The organism is Streptomyces sp. NPDC002206, from assembly GCF_053593595.1.
This window is the reverse complement of the sequence record NZ_JBSFCW010000029.1, coordinates 24,465-44,806: the sequence shown is the minus strand read 5'-3', so window position 1 is coordinate 44,806 and position 20,342 is coordinate 24,465. Positions and strand designations below refer to the sequence as shown.

The 20,342-nt window shown below is 70.6% G+C and carries 21 protein-coding genes; 16 read left to right on the top strand and 5 right to left on the bottom strand.

Annotated features, from left to right (window positions below):
- Positions 1 to 92 precede the first annotated feature (92 nt).
- Entirely contained in the window at positions 93 to 1,124 is a 1,032-nt protein-coding gene (locus ACWCP8_RS32890) for an SAM-dependent methyltransferase (RefSeq protein ID WP_451119870.1), read from the bottom strand.
- A 96-nt stretch (positions 1,125 to 1,220) separates the two neighbouring features.
- On the opposite strand from ACWCP8_RS32890, the gene ACWCP8_RS32885 reads away from it, so the two are divergent.
- Both ACWCP8_RS32885 and ACWCP8_RS32880 read left to right on the top strand, forming a co-directional pair.
- Positions 1,221 to 2,420 carry a sensor histidine kinase gene (locus ACWCP8_RS32885; RefSeq protein WP_352268505.1) on the top strand — a complete coding sequence of 400 codons (1,200 nt, stop codon included), beginning with the start codon at positions 1,221 to 1,223 and terminating at the stop codon, positions 2,418 to 2,420.
- Positions 2,421 to 2,463: 43 nt separating this feature from the next.
- Positions 2,464 to 3,141: a response regulator transcription factor gene (locus ACWCP8_RS32880; RefSeq protein WP_326604460.1), complete on the top strand. Its 678-nt coding sequence runs from the start codon at positions 2,464 to 2,466 to the stop codon at positions 3,139 to 3,141.
- Positions 3,142 to 3,164: 23 nt separating this feature from the next.
- Here ACWCP8_RS32880 and ACWCP8_RS32875 read toward each other — a convergent pair whose 3' ends face one another.
- Positions 3,165 to 4,277: a DUF5937 family protein gene (locus ACWCP8_RS32875; RefSeq protein WP_352268506.1), complete on the bottom strand. Its 1,113-nt coding sequence runs from the start codon at positions 4,275 to 4,277 to the stop codon at positions 3,165 to 3,167.
- 104 nt (positions 4,278 to 4,381) lie between these two features.
- Here ACWCP8_RS32875 and ACWCP8_RS32870 point away from each other — a divergent pair, with 104 nt between their 5' ends.
- The gene (locus tag ACWCP8_RS32870; protein ID WP_451119867.1) at positions 4,382 to 4,660 is read left to right on the top strand and encodes a hypothetical protein; all 279 of its coding nucleotides are present in this window, start codon (positions 4,382 to 4,384) and stop codon (positions 4,658 to 4,660) included.
- 36 nt (positions 4,661 to 4,696) lie between these two features.
- Here ACWCP8_RS32870 and ACWCP8_RS32865 read toward each other — a convergent pair whose 3' ends face one another.
- A complete protein-coding gene (locus tag ACWCP8_RS32865; RefSeq protein ID WP_451119865.1) occupies positions 4,697 to 5,932 on the bottom strand; it encodes a threonine aldolase family protein in 1,236 nt (411 codons plus the stop codon).
- Between the two features lie 181 nt (positions 5,933 to 6,113).
- On the opposite strand from ACWCP8_RS32865, the gene ACWCP8_RS32860 reads away from it, so the two are divergent.
- The 10 genes from ACWCP8_RS32860 to ACWCP8_RS32815 all read left to right on the top strand — a co-directional run bounded on the left by ACWCP8_RS32860 (position 6,114) and on the right by ACWCP8_RS32815 (position 14,283).
- Entirely contained in the window at positions 6,114 to 7,073 is a 960-nt protein-coding gene (locus ACWCP8_RS32860; RefSeq protein ID WP_352268510.1) for a Rossmann-like and DUF2520 domain-containing protein, read from the top strand.
- Entirely contained in the window at positions 7,070 to 8,080 is a 1,011-nt protein-coding gene (panC, locus tag ACWCP8_RS32855; RefSeq protein ID WP_451119863.1) for a pantoate--beta-alanine ligase, read from the top strand. Before ACWCP8_RS32860 ends, panC begins: the two co-directional genes overlap by 4 nt.
- A complete protein-coding gene (locus tag ACWCP8_RS32850) occupies positions 8,077 to 9,861 on the top strand; it encodes an L-aspartate oxidase (RefSeq protein WP_451119861.1) in 1,785 nt (594 codons plus the stop codon). The genes panC and ACWCP8_RS32850 overlap by 4 nt, the downstream gene beginning before the upstream one ends.
- Positions 9,862 to 9,863: 2 nt before the next feature.
- On the top strand, positions 9,864 to 10,907 hold the full coding sequence (gene nadC, locus ACWCP8_RS32845; RefSeq protein ID WP_356320313.1) for a carboxylating nicotinate-nucleotide diphosphorylase: 1,044 nt from the start codon (positions 9,864 to 9,866) through the stop codon (positions 10,905 to 10,907).
- The gene (locus ACWCP8_RS32840) at positions 10,907 to 11,704 is read left to right on the top strand and encodes a type III pantothenate kinase (RefSeq protein WP_451119859.1); all 798 of its coding nucleotides are present in this window, start codon (positions 10,907 to 10,909) and stop codon (positions 11,702 to 11,704) included. Before nadC ends, ACWCP8_RS32840 begins: the two co-directional genes overlap by 1 nt.
- Before the next feature lie 137 nt (positions 11,705 to 11,841).
- Positions 11,842 to 12,423, top strand: coding sequence for a hypothetical protein (locus tag ACWCP8_RS32835; protein ID WP_451119905.1), 582 nt, complete (start codon positions 11,842 to 11,844; stop codon positions 12,421 to 12,423).
- 61 nt (positions 12,424 to 12,484) lie between these two features.
- A complete protein-coding gene (locus ACWCP8_RS32830; protein ID WP_352268515.1) occupies positions 12,485 to 12,664 on the top strand; it encodes a hypothetical protein in 180 nt (59 codons plus the stop codon).
- A 155-nt stretch (positions 12,665 to 12,819) separates the two neighbouring features.
- Complete coding sequence (locus tag ACWCP8_RS32825; protein ID WP_352268517.1) at positions 12,820 to 13,236, top strand: BlaI/MecI/CopY family transcriptional regulator; 417 nt, start codon at positions 12,820 to 12,822, stop codon at positions 13,234 to 13,236.
- 9 nt (positions 13,237 to 13,245) lie between these two features.
- On the top strand, positions 13,246 to 13,803 hold the full coding sequence (locus ACWCP8_RS32820; protein WP_326604451.1) for an amino-acid N-acetyltransferase: 558 nt from the start codon (positions 13,246 to 13,248) through the stop codon (positions 13,801 to 13,803).
- Between the two features lie 144 nt (positions 13,804 to 13,947).
- Positions 13,948 to 14,283: a histone-like nucleoid-structuring protein Lsr2 gene (locus tag ACWCP8_RS32815; RefSeq protein WP_352268518.1), complete on the top strand. Its 336-nt coding sequence runs from the start codon at positions 13,948 to 13,950 to the stop codon at positions 14,281 to 14,283.
- Here the strand turns inward: ACWCP8_RS32815 and ACWCP8_RS32810 are convergent.
- The gene (locus ACWCP8_RS32810; RefSeq protein WP_352268519.1) at positions 14,262 to 14,867 is read right to left on the bottom strand and encodes an SCO3374 family protein; all 606 of its coding nucleotides are present in this window, start codon (positions 14,865 to 14,867) and stop codon (positions 14,262 to 14,264) included. The genes ACWCP8_RS32815 and ACWCP8_RS32810 overlap by 22 nt on opposite strands.
- 429 nt (positions 14,868 to 15,296) lie before the next feature.
- Between ACWCP8_RS32810 and ACWCP8_RS32805 the strand changes: the two genes are divergently transcribed.
- From ACWCP8_RS32805 to ACWCP8_RS32795, 3 genes are all read left to right on the top strand, one after another.
- The gene (locus ACWCP8_RS32805) at positions 15,297 to 17,825 is read left to right on the top strand and encodes an ATP-dependent Clp protease ATP-binding subunit (protein ID WP_093777840.1); all 2,529 of its coding nucleotides are present in this window, start codon (positions 15,297 to 15,299) and stop codon (positions 17,823 to 17,825) included.
- 245 nt (positions 17,826 to 18,070) lie between these two features.
- A complete protein-coding gene (locus ACWCP8_RS32800; protein ID WP_451119856.1) occupies positions 18,071 to 18,526 on the top strand; it encodes a hypothetical protein in 456 nt (151 codons plus the stop codon).
- Between the two features lie 359 nt (positions 18,527 to 18,885).
- Positions 18,886 to 19,599 carry a M23 family metallopeptidase gene (locus ACWCP8_RS32795; RefSeq protein WP_451119854.1) on the top strand — a complete coding sequence of 238 codons (714 nt, stop codon included), beginning with the start codon at positions 18,886 to 18,888 and terminating at the stop codon, positions 19,597 to 19,599.
- Positions 19,600 to 19,635: 36 nt separating this feature from the next.
- On the opposite strand, the gene ACWCP8_RS32790 is transcribed toward ACWCP8_RS32795, so the two are convergent.
- Positions 19,636 to 20,220, bottom strand: a complete 585-nt coding sequence (locus tag ACWCP8_RS32790) for a TetR/AcrR family transcriptional regulator (protein WP_352268523.1) — start codon at positions 20,218 to 20,220, stop codon at positions 19,636 to 19,638.
- Between the last annotated feature and the right edge of the window lie 122 nt (positions 20,221 to 20,342).

The window sequence follows — 20,342 nt, the reverse complement described above, 5'->3', positions numbered from 1 at the left end:
CTGCGGCGGGCCTGTTCCGCTGCGCGCCCTTCCCGTCCCCGGGCTCCGCCCCGGACCCCGGTCCGCAACGCCGGGCGGGCCGAAAGATGCACTCAATCGCCGGACGGGCCGGTCGTGCCGGGCGAGGCCGCCGGATACGGCCGCCGAGTCACCCGTTGCAGCAGCCAGCCGAAGTCGCCGAGCCCGCCCCGCGCGGTCAGCTCGGCCGCCTCACCCGCCGATGCGAGCGCGCGCACGTATCCCGCCGGATCGGTCGAGGCCAGGGCGAGCGACGGCCGCTCCCCGCTGATACCCAGCCCCCGCAGCGCCTTCCGCTGATCCACCACCTCGGGCTCCTCGCCGCCCACGGTCCCGGCCGCCGCGCACGCGTCCAGCGCCACATGCGAGGTGAGGTCGCAACTGCCGTCCGGCACCGGCCGCACCTCGCGCCCCGCCCGGAAGCCGGTCAGCGTGCCGAACGGCGGCCGCGCCTGTTGTGCGTGGGCGTAGTCGACAGCCACCGCGAGCCCCGCGGACAGGGTGGAGACCGCCCGCGCCCACGCCTCGTCGCGCGGCCGGCCGATCTCCGCGCGGCTGCCCGGCCCGGCCGACGGCCACCAGCGCCGCAGCCAGGCGGCGTCCGCCCCGGTCACCGGTTCACCCAGCCGCTCCGCGCCGTCCGCCGTTCTGACGAGGACATACCGGTCGATGCCGTCCGCATCGGTCTCCGCGACCGGCGTCGGGACGTTGTCCAGCCACTCGTTGGCGAAGAGCAGCCCCCGCGCCCCCGGCGGCGGCTCGGCGCACCACTCGATCCGGGGGTCCAGGCCGGCCGGCCGCCCGGCGATCTCCACGGCGTACGCCCGTACCGCAAGCCCCGCCGGGGCGAGGCCGGGCAGCGCCGCAAGCACCCCCGTCACCAGCTCTCCCCGCCCGGCCCCCAGATCCACCAGATCGACCGTGTCCGTCCCCAGCTCCTGCGCCGTCCTCACCAGCAGCCGGGCCACGGCGGCGGCGAACAGCGGGGACGCGTGCACGGACGTACGGAAGTGCCCGGCCGGCCCTTCGAGGCTCCGGTAGAACCCCCCGTCCCCGTACAAAGCGGCCTCGGCCGCCTCCTGCCACCCACGCCACTCATCCGTCACGGGGCCAAGTCTCCACCTTGGGGAGTACGGTCCCTGGAACCGGATCGGCCCTCCGGCTGACCCACCCACCTGCCGCCTGTCCCTACGCTGGGTTACGTGCAGCGCCTCTACGACTTCATCCGCAGACACCCGACGGGCGTCGACATCTTCTGGGCTGTCGTCCTCCTCGGGCTCTCCGGCGTGTCCGTCGTGGGCGACCAGGGCCGCGGCACGCAGCGGCTGGCCGCCGTGCCGGTCGTCATCGGCCTCTGCCTGGTCGTCGCGCTGCGCCGCAGAGCGCCGGAGAAGATGCTGCTGCTCGCCGTCGCGGCGGGCGTCGCGCAGCTGATGCTCGACGTCAGGCCGAGCGTCGCGAACTTCGCCATGCTGGTGATCACCTTCACGGTGGCCACGGTCGGAGAGCGATGGGCCTCACGGCTCGCACTGGTGTGCAGCCTGTGCGCGGCCGGTCTCTCGCAGCTGCGCTGGCCCAACGACACCCGGGGCGGCTGGGTCCAGGAGGTCTTCGTCGTCGTCGTCATGACCGTGCCGTTCGTCCTCGCCTGGGTGCTCGGCGACTCGATGCGGACCCGGCGGGCGTACTTCAGTCAGCTGGAGGAGCGGGCCGCCCGGCTGGAGCGGGAGCGCGAGGCGCAGTCGAAGGTCGCCGTGGCCGCCGAGCGGGCCCGTATCGCCCGCGAACTGCACGACGTCGTCGCGCACAACGTCTCGGTGATGGTGGTGCAGGCCGACGGGGCGGCGTACGTGATGGACGCGGCGCCCGACCAGGCCCGGCAGGCCCTGGAGACCATCTCCAGCACCGGCAGGCAGGCCCTCGCCGAGATGCGGCGGCTGCTCGGCGTGCTGCGCACCGGCGACAGCCAGGAGAGCGGGGAATACGTCCCGCAGCCCGATGTCGGGCAGATCGAGGACCTGATCGAGCAGGTCCGTCAGACCGGTCTGGCGGTGGACTTCAAGATCGAGGGCACGCCGCGCCCGCTGCCCAGCGGCGTCGAGCTGACGGCGTACCGCATCGTGCAGGAAGCCCTGACCAACACCCGCAAGCACGGCGGCCCGGACGCGGGGGCCAGCGTGCGGCTGGTCTACTTCGACGACGGGCTCGGACTGCTGGTCGAGGACGACGGCCGGGGCGCGGCGCACGAACTGTACGAGGACGGCGGCGCCGACGGCGCAGGTCACGGGATGATCGGTATGCGCGAGCGGGTCGGCATGGTCGGCGGCACGCTGGACGCCGGGCCGCGGCCCGGCGGCGGGTTCCGGATCAGCGCACTGCTGCCGCTCAAGCCCGCCCACTAGCCCACTGCCCCTTGCTGGACAGGAACAGGAGACAAGGACCCTCATGGCGATCCGCGTGATGCTCGTCGACGACCAGGTGCTGCTGCGCACCGGCTTCCGGATGGTGCTCGCAGCGCAGCCGGACATGGAGGTCGTCGCCGAGGCCGGCGACGGCGCGGAGGCGATCGAGAACCTTCGCTCCACCGCTGTGGACGTGGTGCTGATGGACGTGCGCATGCCGAGGCTGGACGGGGTCGAGGCGACCCGGCGCATCTGCGCCCGGCCCGATGCGCCCAAGGTGCTCATCCTGACCACATTCGACCTGGACGAATACGCCTTCTCCGGTCTGAAGGCCGGGGCCAGCGGTTTCATGCTCAAGGACGTGCCGCCGGCCGAACTGCTCGGCGCGATCCGTTCGGTGCACAGCGGCGACGCGGTCGTCGCCCCGTCCACCACCCGGCGGCTCCTCGACCGCTTCTCGTCCATGCTGCCGAGCAGCACCGACGAACCCAAGCACAAGGACATCGGCAAGCTCACCGAACGCGAACGCGAAGTGATGCTGCTGGTCGCGCAGGGCATGTCGAACGGCGAGATCGCGGCGCGGCTGGTGCTCTCCGAGGCGACGGTCAAGACGCACGTCGGCCGCATCCTCACCAAGCTGAACCTGCGCGACCGGGTGCAGGTCGTCGTGCTCGCGTACGAGACGGGGCTGGTGCGGGCCGGCGGAGGCGGGGCGGGCTGACAAGGGCGGGAGGGCCGGTCACCTCACCGCAGTACGCCCTCCAGGAAGTCGCTGCCGAGCCGGGCCACCACCGTCAGGTCCAGCTGGTGCAGTACGTACCGGCCGCGCCGCCGTGTGGTGACCAGACCGGCCTTCTTCAGTACCGAAAGATGCCGGGAGACCTCGGGCGCCGTGATGCTGTGCGAGTCGGCGAGCTCACCGGTCGTGTACGGAGAACGGGCGAGGTTGCGGCACAGCCGCATCCGCATGGGGTGGGCCAACGCCTCCAACCTCAGCTGGAGCATTTCGACCGAGGCGGGGGAGGGCAGCTCGGGGCGGCGCACCGGATAGTGGATCACCGGGCGCCAGCCCGGCGCGTGCAGCACCATCAGATGCGGCCAGCCGAAGCTGGTCGGGATGAGCGTGAGCCCGGCGCCGACAGCCGGGTCGGTCGCGGTGGTCGAGCCCTCCGTCATCTTGTCGGCGCTGATCCTGCACGCGCCCTCGTCGAGCGAGAGCGCGGCGGACACCGCGCCCAACGCCTCACCGGCCCCCTTGCGGCGCAGCAGATCCGTCTTGTGCCGGGCGTCGGCGACCAGCTGGACCTGGACCCGCCGCCAGGTGTCCGCGAAGAACGCCTCGTCGCAGTCCTCGAAGAGACGCCGGACCCAGCGGCGTACGGGGACCGGGTCGGCCAGCAACTGCCGGGTGAACTCCACCTGCCGTGGACCGCGCGCCGCCGCCATGTCCAGTGCGCGGGCGCGCATCAGCGGGTCGCTGAGCGGGGAGGGTGCGCCGGTCCCGTACAGGCTGGCGCAGGTGAACTCCAGGGCGGAGGCGACGAACCGTTCGTCGTCCAGCCGGTCGAGGATGTCCAGATCCTCGACGAGCGTCGCCCCGGTCCGGCCGTCGCCGCCGCGCACCCCGGCGAACGGCATGAAGACGTCGGAGAACGTGTTGCGCCACAGGAACTCGGCCTCGTGCAGCCGGTCGGCCAGGTCGGGTTCGAGCGAGGCGGCGGTCGCCGTCGCCCAGCCGTGAAGTCCGGGATGGTGCCCCGGCTCGGAGAGCGCATGCAGAGCCAGCCCCAGCTCGGCGAGGGGCGAGGTCTCGAAGACGATGCGCTCGGGCGGCAGTCCCGCGATGTCGATGTTCACGCTCACCCCTCCATAGTGCGGGGTGCGGCGAAGGCGTCAGGCGCCATTTGACGGTGGTCGTCAATCGTCGCGCGGGACCGCCGGGACCGGCCCACGCTGAATTCATGGACGCCATGCAGCAGCACATGATCGACAGCTATCGCGCAGCCCAGCACGGGGAACTGCCGCCGCCGCTGCCCGGCCGGCACGACTGGGCGGTGGTACGGGACGTACGCGACCGGCGCCGCTTCGACGCGGTGACAGCGGGCCTCCCGGCCCGCCGCCGCTGGCGCACGGCGCTACGCGAACTGTTCACCCACGGCCACCACACCATCCCACCGGGCAACTCCGTCCCACCGGGCAACTCCACCCCACCGGGCAACTCCACCGCCTCCGGCGCTTGAGGACAGAGCGGCCGCCGGACGGCCCCGGTGCCCCCGCTAACCCAGCCGCTCCACGAACTCCCCCACCGCCACCCGCACATCCCGCGCGGTCCACTCCAGCCCCGCCTCCGACACCGTGACCTCCGTGTACGACACCCCGGGCGGTCCCGCCGAAGCCGGGTGCCACCTGCGGAAGAGCGCCACGCCCGTCTCCTCCGCCTGCCGTACCGCCGCCTCGGTCAGGGCCTCCGCCCCGTACGGCAGCCATACCTGGAACTGGTGCGTGTGCGGTGGTTCCGGATGCACCCGGAACCACGGAACAGCGGACTCCGCAAAGCCCTCGGCCAGGGCGCCGGCCACCACCTTCGCCTGTGCCACGTAGGACGACAGCTTCGGCAGCTCCCGGTCCAGGCCGACCAGCGCGGAGAGCGCCGCCGGGAACTGCTGGTAGAGCTGGCCGCCGTACCGGTGGCGCCAGGTGCGGGCCTCCTCGATCAGTGACTCCGGACCGGCGAGCGCGGCCCCGGACAGCCCTCCGAGCGTCTTGTAGAACGACACATACACGCTGTCCGCGAGCGCTGCGATCTCCGGCAGCCCGCGCCCGAAGCGGGGGGCGCACTCCCACAGTCGGGCGCCGTCGAAGTGCACCACTGCATCGCGTTCGCGGGCGGCCGCCACCACGGCCTCCAGTTCCTCCCACTCCGGCAGTACGAAGCCGGCGTCGCGCAACGGCAGCTCCAGCATCAGCGTGCCGAAAGGTTCGGCGAAGTCGCGGATCTCCTGCGCGGTGGGCAGCCGCGGCTCGGACGTCGGGTGGACGGTGCGCAGCCCGCTCACCGACCCCAGAGCACCGCGCTCGTGCACCTCCGGGTGGGAGAGCGGGTGCAGCGCCACGGTCGGGCTGCCGGTGCGCCCCGCCCAGCAGCGCAGCGCGACCTGCTGAGCCATCGTTCCGGTCGGGAAGAAGGCCGCGGCCTCCATGCCGAGCAGGTCGGCGATGCGCTGCTCCAGTACGGCGACGATCCCGTCGCCGTAGATGTCGGCGGGCCGGTCCAGATCGGCCACGGAACCGGCGTACGCGCCCAGGTCGGCCAGTTGCTCGCCGAGGGTGCGGTCGACGGGTGGCCGCCAGAGGATCCGCTCGGCCCGGCGCCAGGCGGCGATCCGCCGGAACCGCTCAGCCGTTTCGCGGTCCGGCTCACCGTCCCGTATCCGGTCCCCTGTCCGGTCCCGGACCTCGTCCCGGATCTCGCCCTGCGCCTGCGCTCGTGCCTGCTCATGCCTGTCTGCCATGGGACGATCATCACGCAGAAGGCGGCCCCCGCCCACACGGTTTCGCGGTCCCCGCCCCCGCGGCCATCCACGCATTCGTCCACAGCCTGTGGACGGCCAGGAGTCTGCGCGAAACGCTGGCGTAGCATGCAGAGAAATCGTCCGGTACCCCCCGCGGACTGGAACGGAAGGCCATCGCCGCGTGAACGCAACAGCACCCAAGGAGCCCCTCGACGCGAGGGACCGCCCCGCCCGCCTCACCGTGGGTGTCGTGGGCGCGGGCAGGGTCGGCCCTGCCCTCGCCGCGTCCCTGCAGCTCGCCGGTCACCGTCCGGTCGCCGTGTCGGGCGTCTCCGACGCGTCGGTGCGCCGGGCCGCCGCGCTCCTGCCCGACGTGCCCCTCGTGCCGCCCGCCGAGGTGCTCGCGCGTGCCGAGCTGGTCCTGCTGACCGTGCCCGACGACGCCCTGCCCGGCCTCGTCGAGGGCCTCGCCGAGACCGGTGCGGTCCGCCCGGGGCAGCTGATCGTCCACACGTCGGGGCGTTACGGGACACGGGTCCTGGACCCCGCCCTGCGGGCCGGTGCACTGCCGCTCGCCCTGCACCCGGCGATGACGTTCACCGGCACGAGCGTCGACGTCCAGCGGCTGGCCGGCTGCTCCTTCGGCGTCACCGCGCCCGAGGAGCTGCGGCTCGCCGCAGAGGCACTCGTCATCGAGATGGGCGGCGAGCCCGAATGGATCGCGGAGGAGTCCCGTCCGCTCTACCACGCGGCGCTCGCCCTGGGCGCGAACCACCTGGTCACGCTGGTCGCCCAGTCGATGGAGCTGCTGCGCACGGCAGGGGTCGAGGCCCCCGACCGGATGCTCGGCCCGCTCCTCGGCGCCGCTCTCGACAACGCCCTGCGTTCCGGTGACGGCGCGCTGACCGGCCCGGTCGCCCGCGGCGACGCGGGCACGGTCGCCGCTCACATCGGCGAGCTGCGCAGGCACGCCCCGCAGACCGTGGCCGGTTACCTCGCGATGGCCCGCGCCACCGCCGACCGGGCGCTGGCGCACGGCCTGCTCAAGCCGGAGCTGGCGGAGGACCTGCTCGGCGTCCTGGCCGACGGGGCCACGGGTGCGGGCACCACGGGCAGCACCGGACCGGGAGAGACCCGATGACCGAAACCTCCACCACCCTGCTCCGTACGGCCGCCGAGCTGGACGCGTCCGGCGGACGCAAGGGACCGCGGGCCGTCGTCATGACCATGGGCGCCCTGCACGAGGGGCACGCCGGCCTGATCCGTGCCGCCCGCGCCGCCGCGGGCCCGGACGGCGAGGTCGTCGTCACCGTCTTCGTCAACCCGCTCCAGTTCGGGGAGGCCGCGGACCTCGACCGCTACCCCCGTACCCTCGATGCCGATCTCGCCGTCGCGGGCGCGGCCGGTGCCGACGTGGTCTTCGCCCCGTCCGTCGACGAGGTCTACCCCGACGGTGAGCCGCAGGTCAGGATCGCCGCGGGCCCGATGGGCGAGCGGCTGGAAGGGGCGTTTCGTCCCGGCCATTTCGACGGGATGCTGACCGTCGTCGCCAAGTTCCTGCACCTCACCCGCCCCGATGTCGCGTTCTTCGGGCAGAAGGACGCCCAGCAGCTGGCGCTGATCCGCCGTATGGTGCGCGACCTGAACTTCCCGGTGGAGATCGTCGGCGTGGAGACGGCCCGCGAGCCGGACGGCCTCGCGCTCTCCAGCCGCAACCGTTTCCTCGACGCCGAGGAGCGCCACACCGCCCTGGCCCTGTCCCGGGCCCTGTTCGCGGCCCGTGACAGGCTCGCCGCCCAGCAGGCGCTGCACGCCCGCGCGCAGACCACCCCGGCGACGACGGACCGGGCCGCCGCGCTCACCCGGCTCGGCGAGGCCCGCGCGGCCGCCGACACCCAGGCGGTGGCCTGGGCCAGGCCGGACGACGGACCCGCTGCGGTGCGCGCCGCAGCGCGCATGATCCTCGACGACGCGGCCGCCGAACAGCCCCCGCTCGCCCTGGACTACCTGGCGCTCGTGGACCCGGCGGACTTCACCGAGATCCCCGACGACCGGACCACCGGTGACGCGATCCTCGCCGTTGCCGCGCGGGTGGGCGCCACCCGCCTCATTGACAACATCCCGCTGACCTTCGGAGCCGACACGTGACCGGAATACGGCTGACCGCCCCCGCCCCCGGCTGGGCCATCGACGCGGATGTCGTGGTGGTCGGCTCCGGCGTCGCCGGCCTCACCACCGCGCTGCGCTGCGCGGCCGCGGGCCTCGCCACCGTCGTCGTCACCAAGGCCCGGCTCGACGACGGCTCCACCCGCTGGGCGCAGGGCGGTATCGCGGCAGCCCTCGGCGAGGGCGACACCCCGGAACAGCATCTGGCCGACACCCTGGTCGCGGGCGCGGGCCTGTGCGACGAGTCGGCGGTACGGGCCCTGGTCACCGAGGGCCCCGACGCCGTACGCCGCCTGATCAAGACCGGCGCACACTTCGACACCACCGACACCGGCGACATCGCGCTCACCCGCGAGGGCGGCCACCACCGCCGCCGGATCGCGCACGCGGGCGGGGACGCGACGGGCGCCGAGATCTCCCGCGCCCTGGTCGAGGCGGTCCGCTCCGCAGCCCTCCACACCGTGGAGAACGCCCTGGTCCTGGACCTGCTGACGGACGACGAAGGACGCACCGCCGGCGTCACCCTGCACGTCATGGGCGAGGGCCAGCACGACGGCGTCGGCGCGGTCCACGCGCCCGCGGTGGTCCTCGCCACCGGCGGCATGGGCCAGGTCTTCTCCGCCACCACCAACCCGCCGGTCTCCACGGGCGACGGCGTCGCCCTCGCGCTGCGGGCCGGCGCGGAGGTCTCCGACCTCGAATTCGTCCAGTTCCACCCGACGGTGCTCTTCCTCGGCGCCGACTCCGAGGGCCAGCAGCCCCTCGTATCGGAAGCGGTACGGGGCGAGGGCGCCCACCTCGTCGACGCGTCCGGAACCCGGTTCATGGTCGGGCAGCACGAACTGGCGGAACTGGCGCCGCGCGACATCGTCGCCAAGGCCATCACCCGCCAGATGCAGCTGCACGGCACCGAGCACATGTACCTCGACGCCCGCCATTTCGGGGCCGAGATGTGGGAACAGCGCTTTCCCACGATCCTGGCGGCCTGCCGTGCCCACGGCATCGACCCGATCAACGAACCGATCCCGGTCGCCCCCGCCGCGCACTACGCCTCCGGCGGCATCCGTACCGATCTGCGCGGCCGGACGACGGTCCCGGGGCTGTACGCGTGCGGCGAGGTCGCCTGCACGGGCGTGCACGGGGCCAACCGGCTGGCGTCCAACTCGCTCCTGGAGGGCCTGGTCTTCGCCGAACGCATCGCGGCGGACATCGTCGAGGACCGGCCGCGCGCGACGGAGGCGGCAGCCCCTGTGGCGAAGGCGGCGACCCTGGTGGCGGACCGGGACACCGAACGGGACACCGACCCCGCCCCCTCGCCGCTGCTCGCCCCCGAGGCGCGGACCACGATCCAGCGGATCATGACCCGGGGCGCCGGCGTCCTGCGTTCCGCCGCCAGTCTCGTCACCGCCGCAGACGATCTCGAGGCCCTGCACAACAGTGCGGCCGCCGACGCCTGGACGACCGGGCCGAAGCGCGCGGAGCCCGGTGTCGAGGCGTGGGAGGCGACCAACCTGCTTCTCGTCTCGCGCGTCCTGGTGGCCGCCGCCCGGCAGCGCGAGGAGACCCGCGGCTGCCACTGGCGCGAGGACCGGCCCGAGCGGGACGACGAGACCTGGCGCCGCCATCTCGTCGTGCAGCTCACCCCGGACCGCCGGCTCGTCCTCAGCCGTACGGAATCCGAGGCATTCCCGCCCGTACACCCGGCGGGGGCACCAGACTGCGCAGCAGCAACCACGACCCACCCCACCCCCGAGGAGCCGTAACCGTGAGCACGCCCGAAGAGAATCCGCGCCCCACACCCGTGGACGTACCGCTGATCCAGATCGGCGCGCCCGCACCGTACGCGGGAGGCTGCGGGGACGCCTGCGGCTGCGGCGGGGACGACGGCTACGAGCTGGACCCGCTGGAGTGCGGACTCGACCCCGACCTCGCCCAGCTCCTCGCCGACGCGGGCCTCGACCCCGTTCAGGTCGAGGACATCGCGCACGTCGCCATCGAGGAGGACCTCGACCACGGCGTGGACGTCACGACCGTCGCGACGGTCTCCGAGGAGGCAATGGCCACCGGTGACTTCACCGCCCGCGAGGCCGGTGTCGTCGCCGGTCTGCGGGTCGCCGAGGCCGTCCTGTCCATCGTCTGTACGGCCGAGTTCGAGGTCGAGCGCCACGTCGAGGACGGCGACCGCGTCGTTCCCGGCCAGAAGCTGCTGACGGTCACCACCCGCACCCGCGACCTGCTCACCGGCGAGCGCAGCGCGCTCAACCTGCTCTGCAGGCTCTCCGGCATCGCGACCGCGACCCGCGCCTGGGCCGACGTACTCGAAGGCACGAAGGCCAAGGTCCGCGACACCCGGAAGACCACTCCGGGACTGCGCGCCCTGGAGAAGTACGCGGTGCGCTGCGGCGGCGGCGTCAACCACCGGATGTCGCTCTCCGACGCCGCGCTGGTCAAGGACAACCACGTCATCGCGGCGGGCGGAGTCGCCGAGGCGTTCAAGCGGGTGCGGGACGAGTTCCCGGACGTACCGATCGAGGTCGAGGTCGATACCCTGGACCAGGTCCACGAGGTCCTGGCGGCGGGCGCCGACCTGATCCTGCTGGACAACTTCACCCCGGCCGAGACCGAGGAGGCCGTAGCGGTCGTCGGCGGCCGCGCGGCCCTGGAGTCGTCCGGCCGTCTCACCCTCGACAGCGCCCGCGCCTACGCCGACGCGGGCGTCGACTACCTCGCCGTCGGTGCGCTCACCCACTCCTCACCGATCCTCGACATCGGCCTGGACTTCCGCGACACCCACGGGGCCGGCGCCTGATGCTGCTCACCATCGACGTCGGCAACACCCACACCGTCCTGGGCCTGTTCGACGGTGAGGAGATCGTCGAGCACTGGCGGATCTCCACCGACGCCCGGCGCACCGCGGACGAGTTCGCGGTGCTGCTCAACGGCCTGATGGGCATGCACCCGCTGCTCGGCGAGGAGCTGGGCGACGGCATCGAGGGCATAGCGATCTGCGCCACCGTCCCGGCGGTGCTGCACGAGCTGCGCGAGGTCACCCGCCGTTACTACGGGGACGTCCCTGCCGTGCTCGTGGAGCCCGGCATCAAGACGGGGGTGCCGATCCTGGTGGACAACCCGAAGGAGGTCGGCGCGGACCGCATCATCAACTCGGTCGCCGCCGTCGAGCTCTACGGCGGTCCGGCGATCGTCGTCGACTTCGGCACCGCCACCACTTTCGATGCGGTCTCCGCCCGCGGCGAGTACGCGGGCGGGGTCATCGCCCCCGGCATCGAGATCTCGGTCGAGGCGCTCGGCGTCAAGGGCGCCCAGCTCCGCAAGATCGAGCTGGCCAGGCCGCGCAGCGTGATCGGCAAGAACACGGTCGAGGCCATGCAGGCGGGCATCGTGTACGGCTTCGCGGGCCAGGTCGACGGCGTCGTCGAACGCATGAAGAAGGAGCTGGCGGCCGACCCGGACGACGTCACCGTCATCGCGACCGGCGGCCTTGCTCCGATGGTGTTGGGCGAGTCCTCCGTGATCGATGAGCACGAGCCCTGGCTCACGCTCATCGGCCTGCGTCTGGTGTACGAGCGCAACGTGGCCCGGATGTAGGCGCAGGCCGGGCACCTGCGGGAACGGCGGGGCGGCGGGACGGCCGCCGCCGCGCCGCCGTCGGCCAGCTAAGCCGATTTTGTCCATTTAGCACGTATTGTCGCGTTATGCCCACGCCTTACGGATCACGCGGCGGTATGGCGTTCAGCGCGGACGAGCTGCGAGTGCTCCGACGCGCCCTCGCCAACGCCCTCCACCCCGCGCCCCTGCCCGACGACGATCTCCAGGACTGCCTGCGGCTTGCGGGCTCCGTCGACGAGGTGGCGGGCGAGGCGGGACGGCTGCGCGCGTTCCTCCTTGCCGACCTCGTCCGCTACCGAGACTCCCTTCCCGGCTCCGCCACCGGCTATCTGGAACTGCTCCAGGACGCCCTGGCCGCCGGGTACGACCCCCACCCGGAGGATCTGGCCGCACTGCGCCTCCAGCGCGGCAGACCGGTCGCCGCAGCGCTCCTGGAGCGCTGCCAGGTGCTCGCCGAACGGTCGGTACGGGCCCGGCTCGCCGGCCGGGCCGTACTCGCGACGACCCCCGCCCCGCGCAGCCGGCTGCTGGCGCTGCCCGGCGGCCGGGCAGCGGCCGCCGAACCCGAACGGCCGAAGACCCCGCCGGCCCCGGTCCGTCCGGTGCCGCAGCCCGAGCGCCCTGCACCGAAGCCCTCGGAGGTCTTCCCGCCCCGCCGCCGCCCGGCCCCGCCGGCGCAGCAGCGCGCCGCGGGATAGCCACGCCGGACGGCGGAGGGGGTACGCGGAAGTCCGTACCGGGCTCGCTACTCTGGACGCCATGGACTACGTATCCGCGCTCGTGCCCCCCGTGGTGATGGCTGCCTTCTTCATCGGCCTCGTCGTGACGATCGTCAAGAGCCAGGGCGGCCCCAACAAGGCCAAGGAGGACGCGGCCGTGGACTCGGCGATCAGCCGCGCCGAGGCGGTGCAGAAGACCTCGCGGACCGACGGGGTCTGACCGGTATCCCGCGTACCGCCGCTGCCACTGCACAGCAGTGGGTCGCACCGCACTGCACTGCACCGAGCGAAGGGCGTACGGCTCATCATGAGCCGTACGCCCTTTTGCTGTGTAAATAACCTGCCATTCCAGACATCTAGCACTATGGTGACGCTGTGCCCCGCCAATTGGGAGAGCTGGAAGACGCCGTGATGACACGGGTCTGGCAATGGAACCGTCCGGTCACCGTGCGGGAAGTCCTTGAGGATCTTCAGCAGGAACGGTCCATCGCGTACACGACCGTCATGACGGTAATGGACAATCTCCATCAGAAGGGCTGGGTGCGCAGGGAAGTCGAGGGCCGCGCATATCGATATACGGCGGTCTCCACCCGCGCCGCCTACTCGGCCGCACTGATGAACGAAGCCTGGTCGCACAGTGACAACCCGGCCGCCGCTCTTGTCGCCTTCTTCGGCATGATGTCCGCCGAGCAGCGCGAAGCTCTTCGCGATGCGATGCGGATCGTATCCCCGGACACCTCGGAGGCCGGGGATCACCCGGCTGATGACGCGGGCCCGGAGACCGAGCGATAGCGTCGGGGCATGTCCTCAGAGCTTCCGCATACAGATTTCCGTACCGAACCGTCGGTTATAAACGCAGCCATCACTGTCCGCCGTGCCAGGACGAGCGATGTACCCTCGGTCCGCCGTCTCCTCGACGGGTACGTACGCGAAGGCATCCTGCTCGACAAAGCGACAGTGACGCTTTACGAGGACATCCAGGAGTTCTGGATCGCGGAACGCGACGCGGATGCCCGGGTCATCGGCTGCGGTGCACTCCATGTGATGTGGGAAGACCTCGCCGAAGTCCGTACTCTCGCGGTCGATCACAGCATCAAGGGTGCCGGAGTGGGGCATCAAGTACTGGACAAGCTGTTGCAGACCGCCCGCTGGCTGGGTGTGCGCCGGGTTTTCTGTCTCACCTTCGAAGTCGACTTCTTCGCCAAGCACGGCTTCGTGGAGATCGGAGAGACGCCGGTCGACACAGATGTCTACAGCGAGCTGCTGCGTTCCTATGACGAGGGCGTAGCAGAGTTCCTCGGTCTCGAACGAGTGAAGCCGAACACCTTGGGCAACAGCCGGATGCTTCTGCACCTGTGACCGCCGGAAGAACCCGGAGCCCTATGTCCGAATCGCGCATGTTTCCCGCGTTCTTGCACTCCTGAACCTCTCCCAGGGGTTTGTGTTTTCCGGAGAAAAGCGGTTTCCTTTCCGCGTACTGCATTTTCGATGAAAGGAAATCCGGTGGCACAGAAGGTTCAGGTCCTTCTTGTCGATGACCTCGACGGTGGCGAGGCGGACGAGACAGTGACGTTCGCTCTGGATGGCAAGACGTACGAGATTGACCTCACCACGACCAACGCGGACAAGCTCCGCGGTCTTCTTGAGCCGTACACCAAGGGTGGTCGACGCACCGGTGGCCGTGCCGCGGCCGGCCGTGGCAAGGGTCGCGTCGTTCCCGGTGGCAACAAGGACACCGCCGAGATCCGTAAGTGGGCGCGCGAGAACGGTCACAATGTGAATGACCGCGGTCGTGTTCCGGCAGAGATCCGCGAGGCTTACGAGAAGGCCAACGGCTGAGCTGTCGACTGATCGGCCGTGCATCCCGTTGCCGGCCATCCTGTTCCGGCACGCATCAACCGGGCCCGGTGGCATTCCGTTGCCACCGCGTCCACGAGCCGTACGAGATCGGGAGCATCCCCACCCCTGCTCCCGAGGCCGGCGAGGGCCGGGAGCTCCGACTCCCCCTCGTGCCGCAGCTCGGGGGGCCGCAGCCATACGGCGGCCCCCGGCGAGCCGGCCACCCGGCCGGGCGGTGCCGGCGCGATGATCCGCCCGCCCGTACCGACGGCGGTCAACGTGAGGGCCACCCCGCCCCACTCCAGCCAGTCGAGCAGCCCCGGCAGCTCGTCGGCGCTCCCCGGGGCCACCAGTAGCCCCATGGTCTGCCCGGTCAGTGCCACCGGCCCGGTGCGTCCCACCCGCCGCAGCGCAGCGTGACCGGCGACCGCGGGCAGTTCCAGGACGTCGAACCGCAGCCCGGTCAGCAGCCGGACCGGAGCGGTGCCCGTCGTCGCCCAGTCGAGCTCGCGCTCGTACCACTGCGCATGCCCGTCGCGGTCGTGCGCGAGCGGCGAGCGCGGAGGCGGGACGGTGAGGGCCATACCGGAAGAACTGCTGAAAGACCCCTAGGGTTACGCAGAGTCTTTAATTGCATGCGGAGTGTGTCCGAAATGGAGGCGCACGAGCGCATTTTGCAGTGCAAGGATGTTCGCCCGTAGCGGAGGGAACCGGCGTGCGCCGCATGGACTGTCTGTAATTGCGGGTAAGACATCCCTAGTGGGGAGGGGCGACACGCAGGCTGAGACGTCTCACGTTCGCCGTCGGCGTACTGGCGATAGGGGTATCTGCCTGGCCTGCGGGAACATCGTCTCGCACCATCGGGTTGGAGCAGTTGTCGGCGTTCGGGGCAGGAGGCCAAGGACGGGTGTCGGCAGTTGGAATGAGCGGTCCCCGCTTGCGGGACTAAGCTGCGGAAGGACAGGGAGGGGACCGACCCCTTACTGCCTGACCGCTCTGAGGAGCGATTAACGATGTTCGAGAGGTTCACCGACCGCGCGCGGCGGGTTGTCGTCCTGGCTCAGGAAGAAGCCCGGATGCTCAACCACAACTACATCGGCACCGAGCACATCCTCCTGGGCCTGATCCACGAGGGTGAGGGTGTCGCCGCTAAGGCCCTGGAGAGCCTCGGGATTTCGCTCGAGGCGGTCCGCCAGCAGGTGGAGGAGATCATCGGTCAGGGCCAGCAGGCCCCGTCCGGGCACATCCCCTTCACTCCGCGAGCCAAGAAGGTCCTGGAGCTGTCGCTCCGCGAGGCTCTTCAGCTCGGCCACAACTACATCGGTACCGAGCACATCCTGCTCGGCCTGATCCGCGAGGGCGAGGGCGTCGCCGCCCAGGTCCTCGTGAAGCTGGGCGCCGACCTGAACCGCGTGCGGCAGCAGGTCATCCAGCTGCTCTCCGGGTACTCGGGAGGCAAGGAGGCGGCCACTGCAGGCGGCCCCGCGGAGGGCACGCCCTCCACGTCCCTGGTGCTCGACCAGTTCGGCCGGAACCTCACCCAGGCCGCTCGCGAATCCAAGCTCGACCCGGTCATCGGGCGCGAGAAGGAGATCGAGCGGGTCATGCAGGTGCTGTCCCGCCGTACCAAGAACAACCCGGTTCTCATCGGCGAGCCCGGCGTCGGCAAGACGGCGGTCGTCGAGGGCCTGGCGCAGGCCATCGTCAAGGGCGAGGTGCCCGAGACCCTCAAGGACAAGCACCTCTACACCCTCGACCTCGGCGCGCTGGTCGCCGGCTCCCGCTACCGCGGTGACTTCGAGGAGCGCCTGAAGAAGGTCCTCAAGGAGATCCGCACCCGCGGCGACATCATCCTGTTCATCGACGAGCTCCACACCCTGGTGGGTGCGGGGGCCGCCGAGGGCGCGATCGACGCGGCAAGCATCCTCAAGCCCATGCTGGCGCGAGGCGAGCTCCAGACGATCGGTGCGACGACGCTCGACGAGTACCGCAAGCACCTGGAGAAGGACGCGGCCCTCGAGCGCCGCTTCCAGCCCATCCAGGTCGCGGAGCCGTCGCTGCCGCACACCATCGAGATCCTCAAGGGTCTGCGCGACCGCTACGAGGCCCACCACCGTGTCTCCATCACGGACGAGGCGCTGGTCCAGGCCGCGACGCTGGCCGACCGCTACATCTCGGACCGCTTCCTGCCGGACAAGGCGATCGACCTGATCGACGAGGCCGGTTCCCGGATGCGCATCCGCCGGATGACCGCGCCGCCGGACCTCCGCGAGTTCGACGAGAAGATCGCAGGCGTCCGCCGCGACAAGGAGTCGGCCATCGACTCCCAGGACTTCGAGAAGGCAGCGTCTCTCCGCGACAAGGAGAAGCAGCTGCTGGCGGCGAAGACCAAGCGGGAGAAGGAGTGGAAGGCCGGCGACATGGATGTCGTCGCCGAGGTCGACGGCGAGCTGATCGCCGAAGTCCTGGCCACGGCCACCGGTATCCCGGTCTTCAAGCTGACGGAGGAGGAGTCCTCCCGTCTGCTGCGCATGGAGGACGAGCTCCACAAGCGCGTCATCGGCCAGAAGGACGCCATCAAGGCCCTCTCGCAGGCGATCCGCCGTACGCGAGCCGGTCTGAAGGACCCGAAGCGCCCCGGTGGCTCGTTCATCTTCGCCGGCCCGTCCGGTGTCGGTAAGACCGAGCTCTCCAAGACGCTCGCCGAATTCCTCTTCGGTGACGAGGATGCGCTGATCTCCCTCGACATGTCGGAGTTCAGCGAGAAGCACACGGTTTCCCGCCTCTTCGGTTCTCCCCCCGGTTACGTGGGTTACGAAGAGGGCGGCCAGCTCACCGAGAAGGTGCGCCGCAAGCCGTTCTCCGTCGTCCTCTTCGACGAGGTCGAGAAGGCCCACCCCGATATCTTCAATTCCCTGCTCCAGATTCTGGAAGACGGTCGCCTGACCGACTCCCAGGGCCGGGTCGTGGACTTCAAGAACACGGTCATCATCATGACGACCAACCTCGGGACCCGGGACATCTCCAAGGGCTTCAACCTGGGCTTCGCCGCCCAGGGCGACGTCAAGACCGGCTACGAGCGGATGAAGAACAAGGTCAACGAAGAGCTCAAGCAGCACTTCCGGCCCGAGTTCCTCAACCGTGTCGACGACACGGTCGTGTTCCACCAGCTGACCGAGGAAGACATCATCCAGATCGTCGACCTCATGATCGCCAAGGTGGACGAGCGCCTGAAGGACCGCGACATGGGCATCGAGCTCAGCGCGGAGGCCAAGTCGCTCCTGGCGAAGAAGGGCTACGACCCCGTGATGGGCGCCCGGCCGCTGCGCCGGACGATCCAGCGCGAGATCGAGGACATCCTCTCCGAGAAGATCCTCTTCGGTGAGCTGCGTCCCGGTCACATCGTGGTCGTGGGCACCGAGGGCGAGGGTGAGGACAAGAAGTTCACCTTCCGTGGCGAGGAGAAGTCGGCACTGCCCGACGTCCCGCCGATCGAGCAGGCGGCAGGCGGCGCCGGCCCGAACCTGACGAAGGACGCGTAAGGGCGCGTCGAGCGTCTGAGCATGTGAAGGGGCTGCCCCGGACCGTTCCGTACGGTTCCGGGGCAGCTCCTTCTCCTGTGCGCTTCGGGATCAGCGGGTGATGCGGAGGCCGTCGGTGCCGAACACGTGGACATCGGTGTCCTCGACCTCGGCATCGAGACCGGGCAGGACGTGGAGCGGCGTGAGCTCCGGCGCCGACCACTTCCTGTCCCGACACCGATCGCCTCCATCCCGGCCTGTGCCAGGTGAAGCTTTCCCACGTGCCCGCGTACGGGCTGGACAGCGTCGCCATGAACGCGGGGGTGAGCCGGCTGGGTCCCGGGCCTCACAGGGACGTCTCATGGGACGGTCTCGGCGCCTGGACGGGCCTCACATCGCTCTGCGTACGCACCCTCGCTCTGCCGGTAGACCTCTTCGCCGTTCTGCGCCGGACGCCCGCCGTCACCGCGCTCCGCCCGGCCGAGCCCGCGCTGTACGGCCTCGCCGCCGAAACGGCCCTGCCCGACGTCAGGCCCTCGCCATCGTCGGGGGCACACCCCCGTAGACCTGCACGGAGCGGTCTCAGGGAGGTGCTGAAGGTCCAGGCCGGCTCAGAGAGACCGGGCGGCGCGGCCGGCGAGGCCGGCTCCTGCCCGGTTGGCGTCGTCGGGTTGCAGGCCGAAGGTCCCGAATCGGACGGTCCTTGGTCCCACTGCGGGTGACAAGACGCACAGCCCTTTCAGGGCCTACTACGAGGCATAGGGGACACGACCGCGATCGCGGGAGGTACCTCCGCCCCAGGGGCGACCGGGACCTCCGGGGTGGCAGGGAGGGATGCCTGGAACGCTAGGCAATGTCCGTTTAGGGCGGTTTGGAACTGGGGTTAAACCTGCCGGGCCGAAGAGATCCGGCGGGGTGCGGTGCGAGCGGCGCGGGGCCCGCGGAAGTGGATTCCCATGGCGTCGGCTACGGCTTTTGTTCGTAGATGGGGTGTTTGGGCATTGGAGGGGGTCCGGGTTACCAAGGGATAGCCAGCCCGGCGGACAAGCCGGGACGACTCACCTCCGGAGGATCTCCGCATATGTCGAAGCGCGCTACGTTCCAGCACTCCCGCCGCCCGTCCGTGTCCCGTGTCCGTGGCGCCGTGGTGGCAGCCGGGCTGGGGACGACGATGGTTCTCGGTGCGGGCGCTGCGTTCGCGGCCGGTGCGGCGGCGAGCGCCCCCGACGCGGCGGGCCTGGTCAATACCGCTGCGGCCGAGTCGGTCGCCAAGCAGGCGACCGTGCAGGGCAAGGCGGCCCAGGTCGCCAAGCAGGCGGTGGCCAAGAAGGCTGCCGAGGCGAAGAAGGCCGCGAAGAAGGCCGCTCAGCTGGCGACCTCCTGGGAGGCGCCGGTCAGCCACTACACGCTGAGCGCCAGCTTCGGCAACGACGGCTCGCGCTGGGCCCACAAGCACTCCGGCCAGGACTTCGCCGTGCCGATCGGCACCAGGGTCGAGGCCGCGCACAGCGGCGTTGTCGTGAAGGCCGGTCCGAACGGCGGCGGCGACGGTCCCGCGTACGGCAACGCCATCGTGATCAAGCACAGCAACGGCATGTACTCGCAGTACGCCCACCTGTCGCAGATCAACGTGCGCATAGGTCAGGCCGTGCAGACCGGAGAGAAGATCGCCCTCTCGGGCAACACCGGTAACTCCAGCGGTCCGCACCTGCACTTCGAGATCCGGCACACCGCGAACTACGGTTCCGCGGTCAACCCGGTCATGTTCCTGCACAAGGAGGGTGTCACGGTCTGACCCGACCGGACGAACCCGCCACGGCCCGGGATCCCGCTACTTCGCGGGGCCCGGGCTGTGGGCTTGAGTGACCAGATCGACGGCGACTTCGAGGATGGCCTTGCGCTTGTCCTCTATGTCGCCGTCGACGTCTTTGAGGACGAACATTCCGGCGTGCATCGAGAAGAGCGCGCTGACGCACCGGACCTGGTCGGCGAGTGGGGCGTCGGGGTCCTTGAGCAGATCGAGCAGCTCCAGGAACCGGCTCTTCGAGGTCTGCCCGATGCTGAGGTCGCGCATGGCCGCCTGGTTCTCCTGCATGAAACGGAACAGCGGGGCGGCGCCGATCAGGGCGTCGCTGTAACGGAGCAGGAGCTCCTTCTTCGTCTCCAGGGTGCGCGGCTGCTCCTTGCCCCAGGCGATCAGCTTCTCGACGGGCCGGTTGAGGTCGTCGAAGATGCTGACGAGGATGTCTTCCTTGGTCTTGAAGTGGTAGTACAGCGCCGCCTTGGTGACGTCCAGCTTCTCGGAGATCTCGCGCAGTGAGGTCTTCTCGTAACCCTGCTCGGCGAAGAGCTCCAGGGCGACGTCCTGGATGCGCTGGCGCGTGTTGCCCCGGCGTGGCTGCGGCGTGCTGCCCATGGTGCTCTCCCAAAAACTTACTTGACGCCCGGCTAGTTACGGGTTCTACTGTCCCCAGTGTAGTCAACTAGCCGGGCGGCAAGTAAGTGACCGGTGAACAGGGGATCAGGGAGTTGGGGATC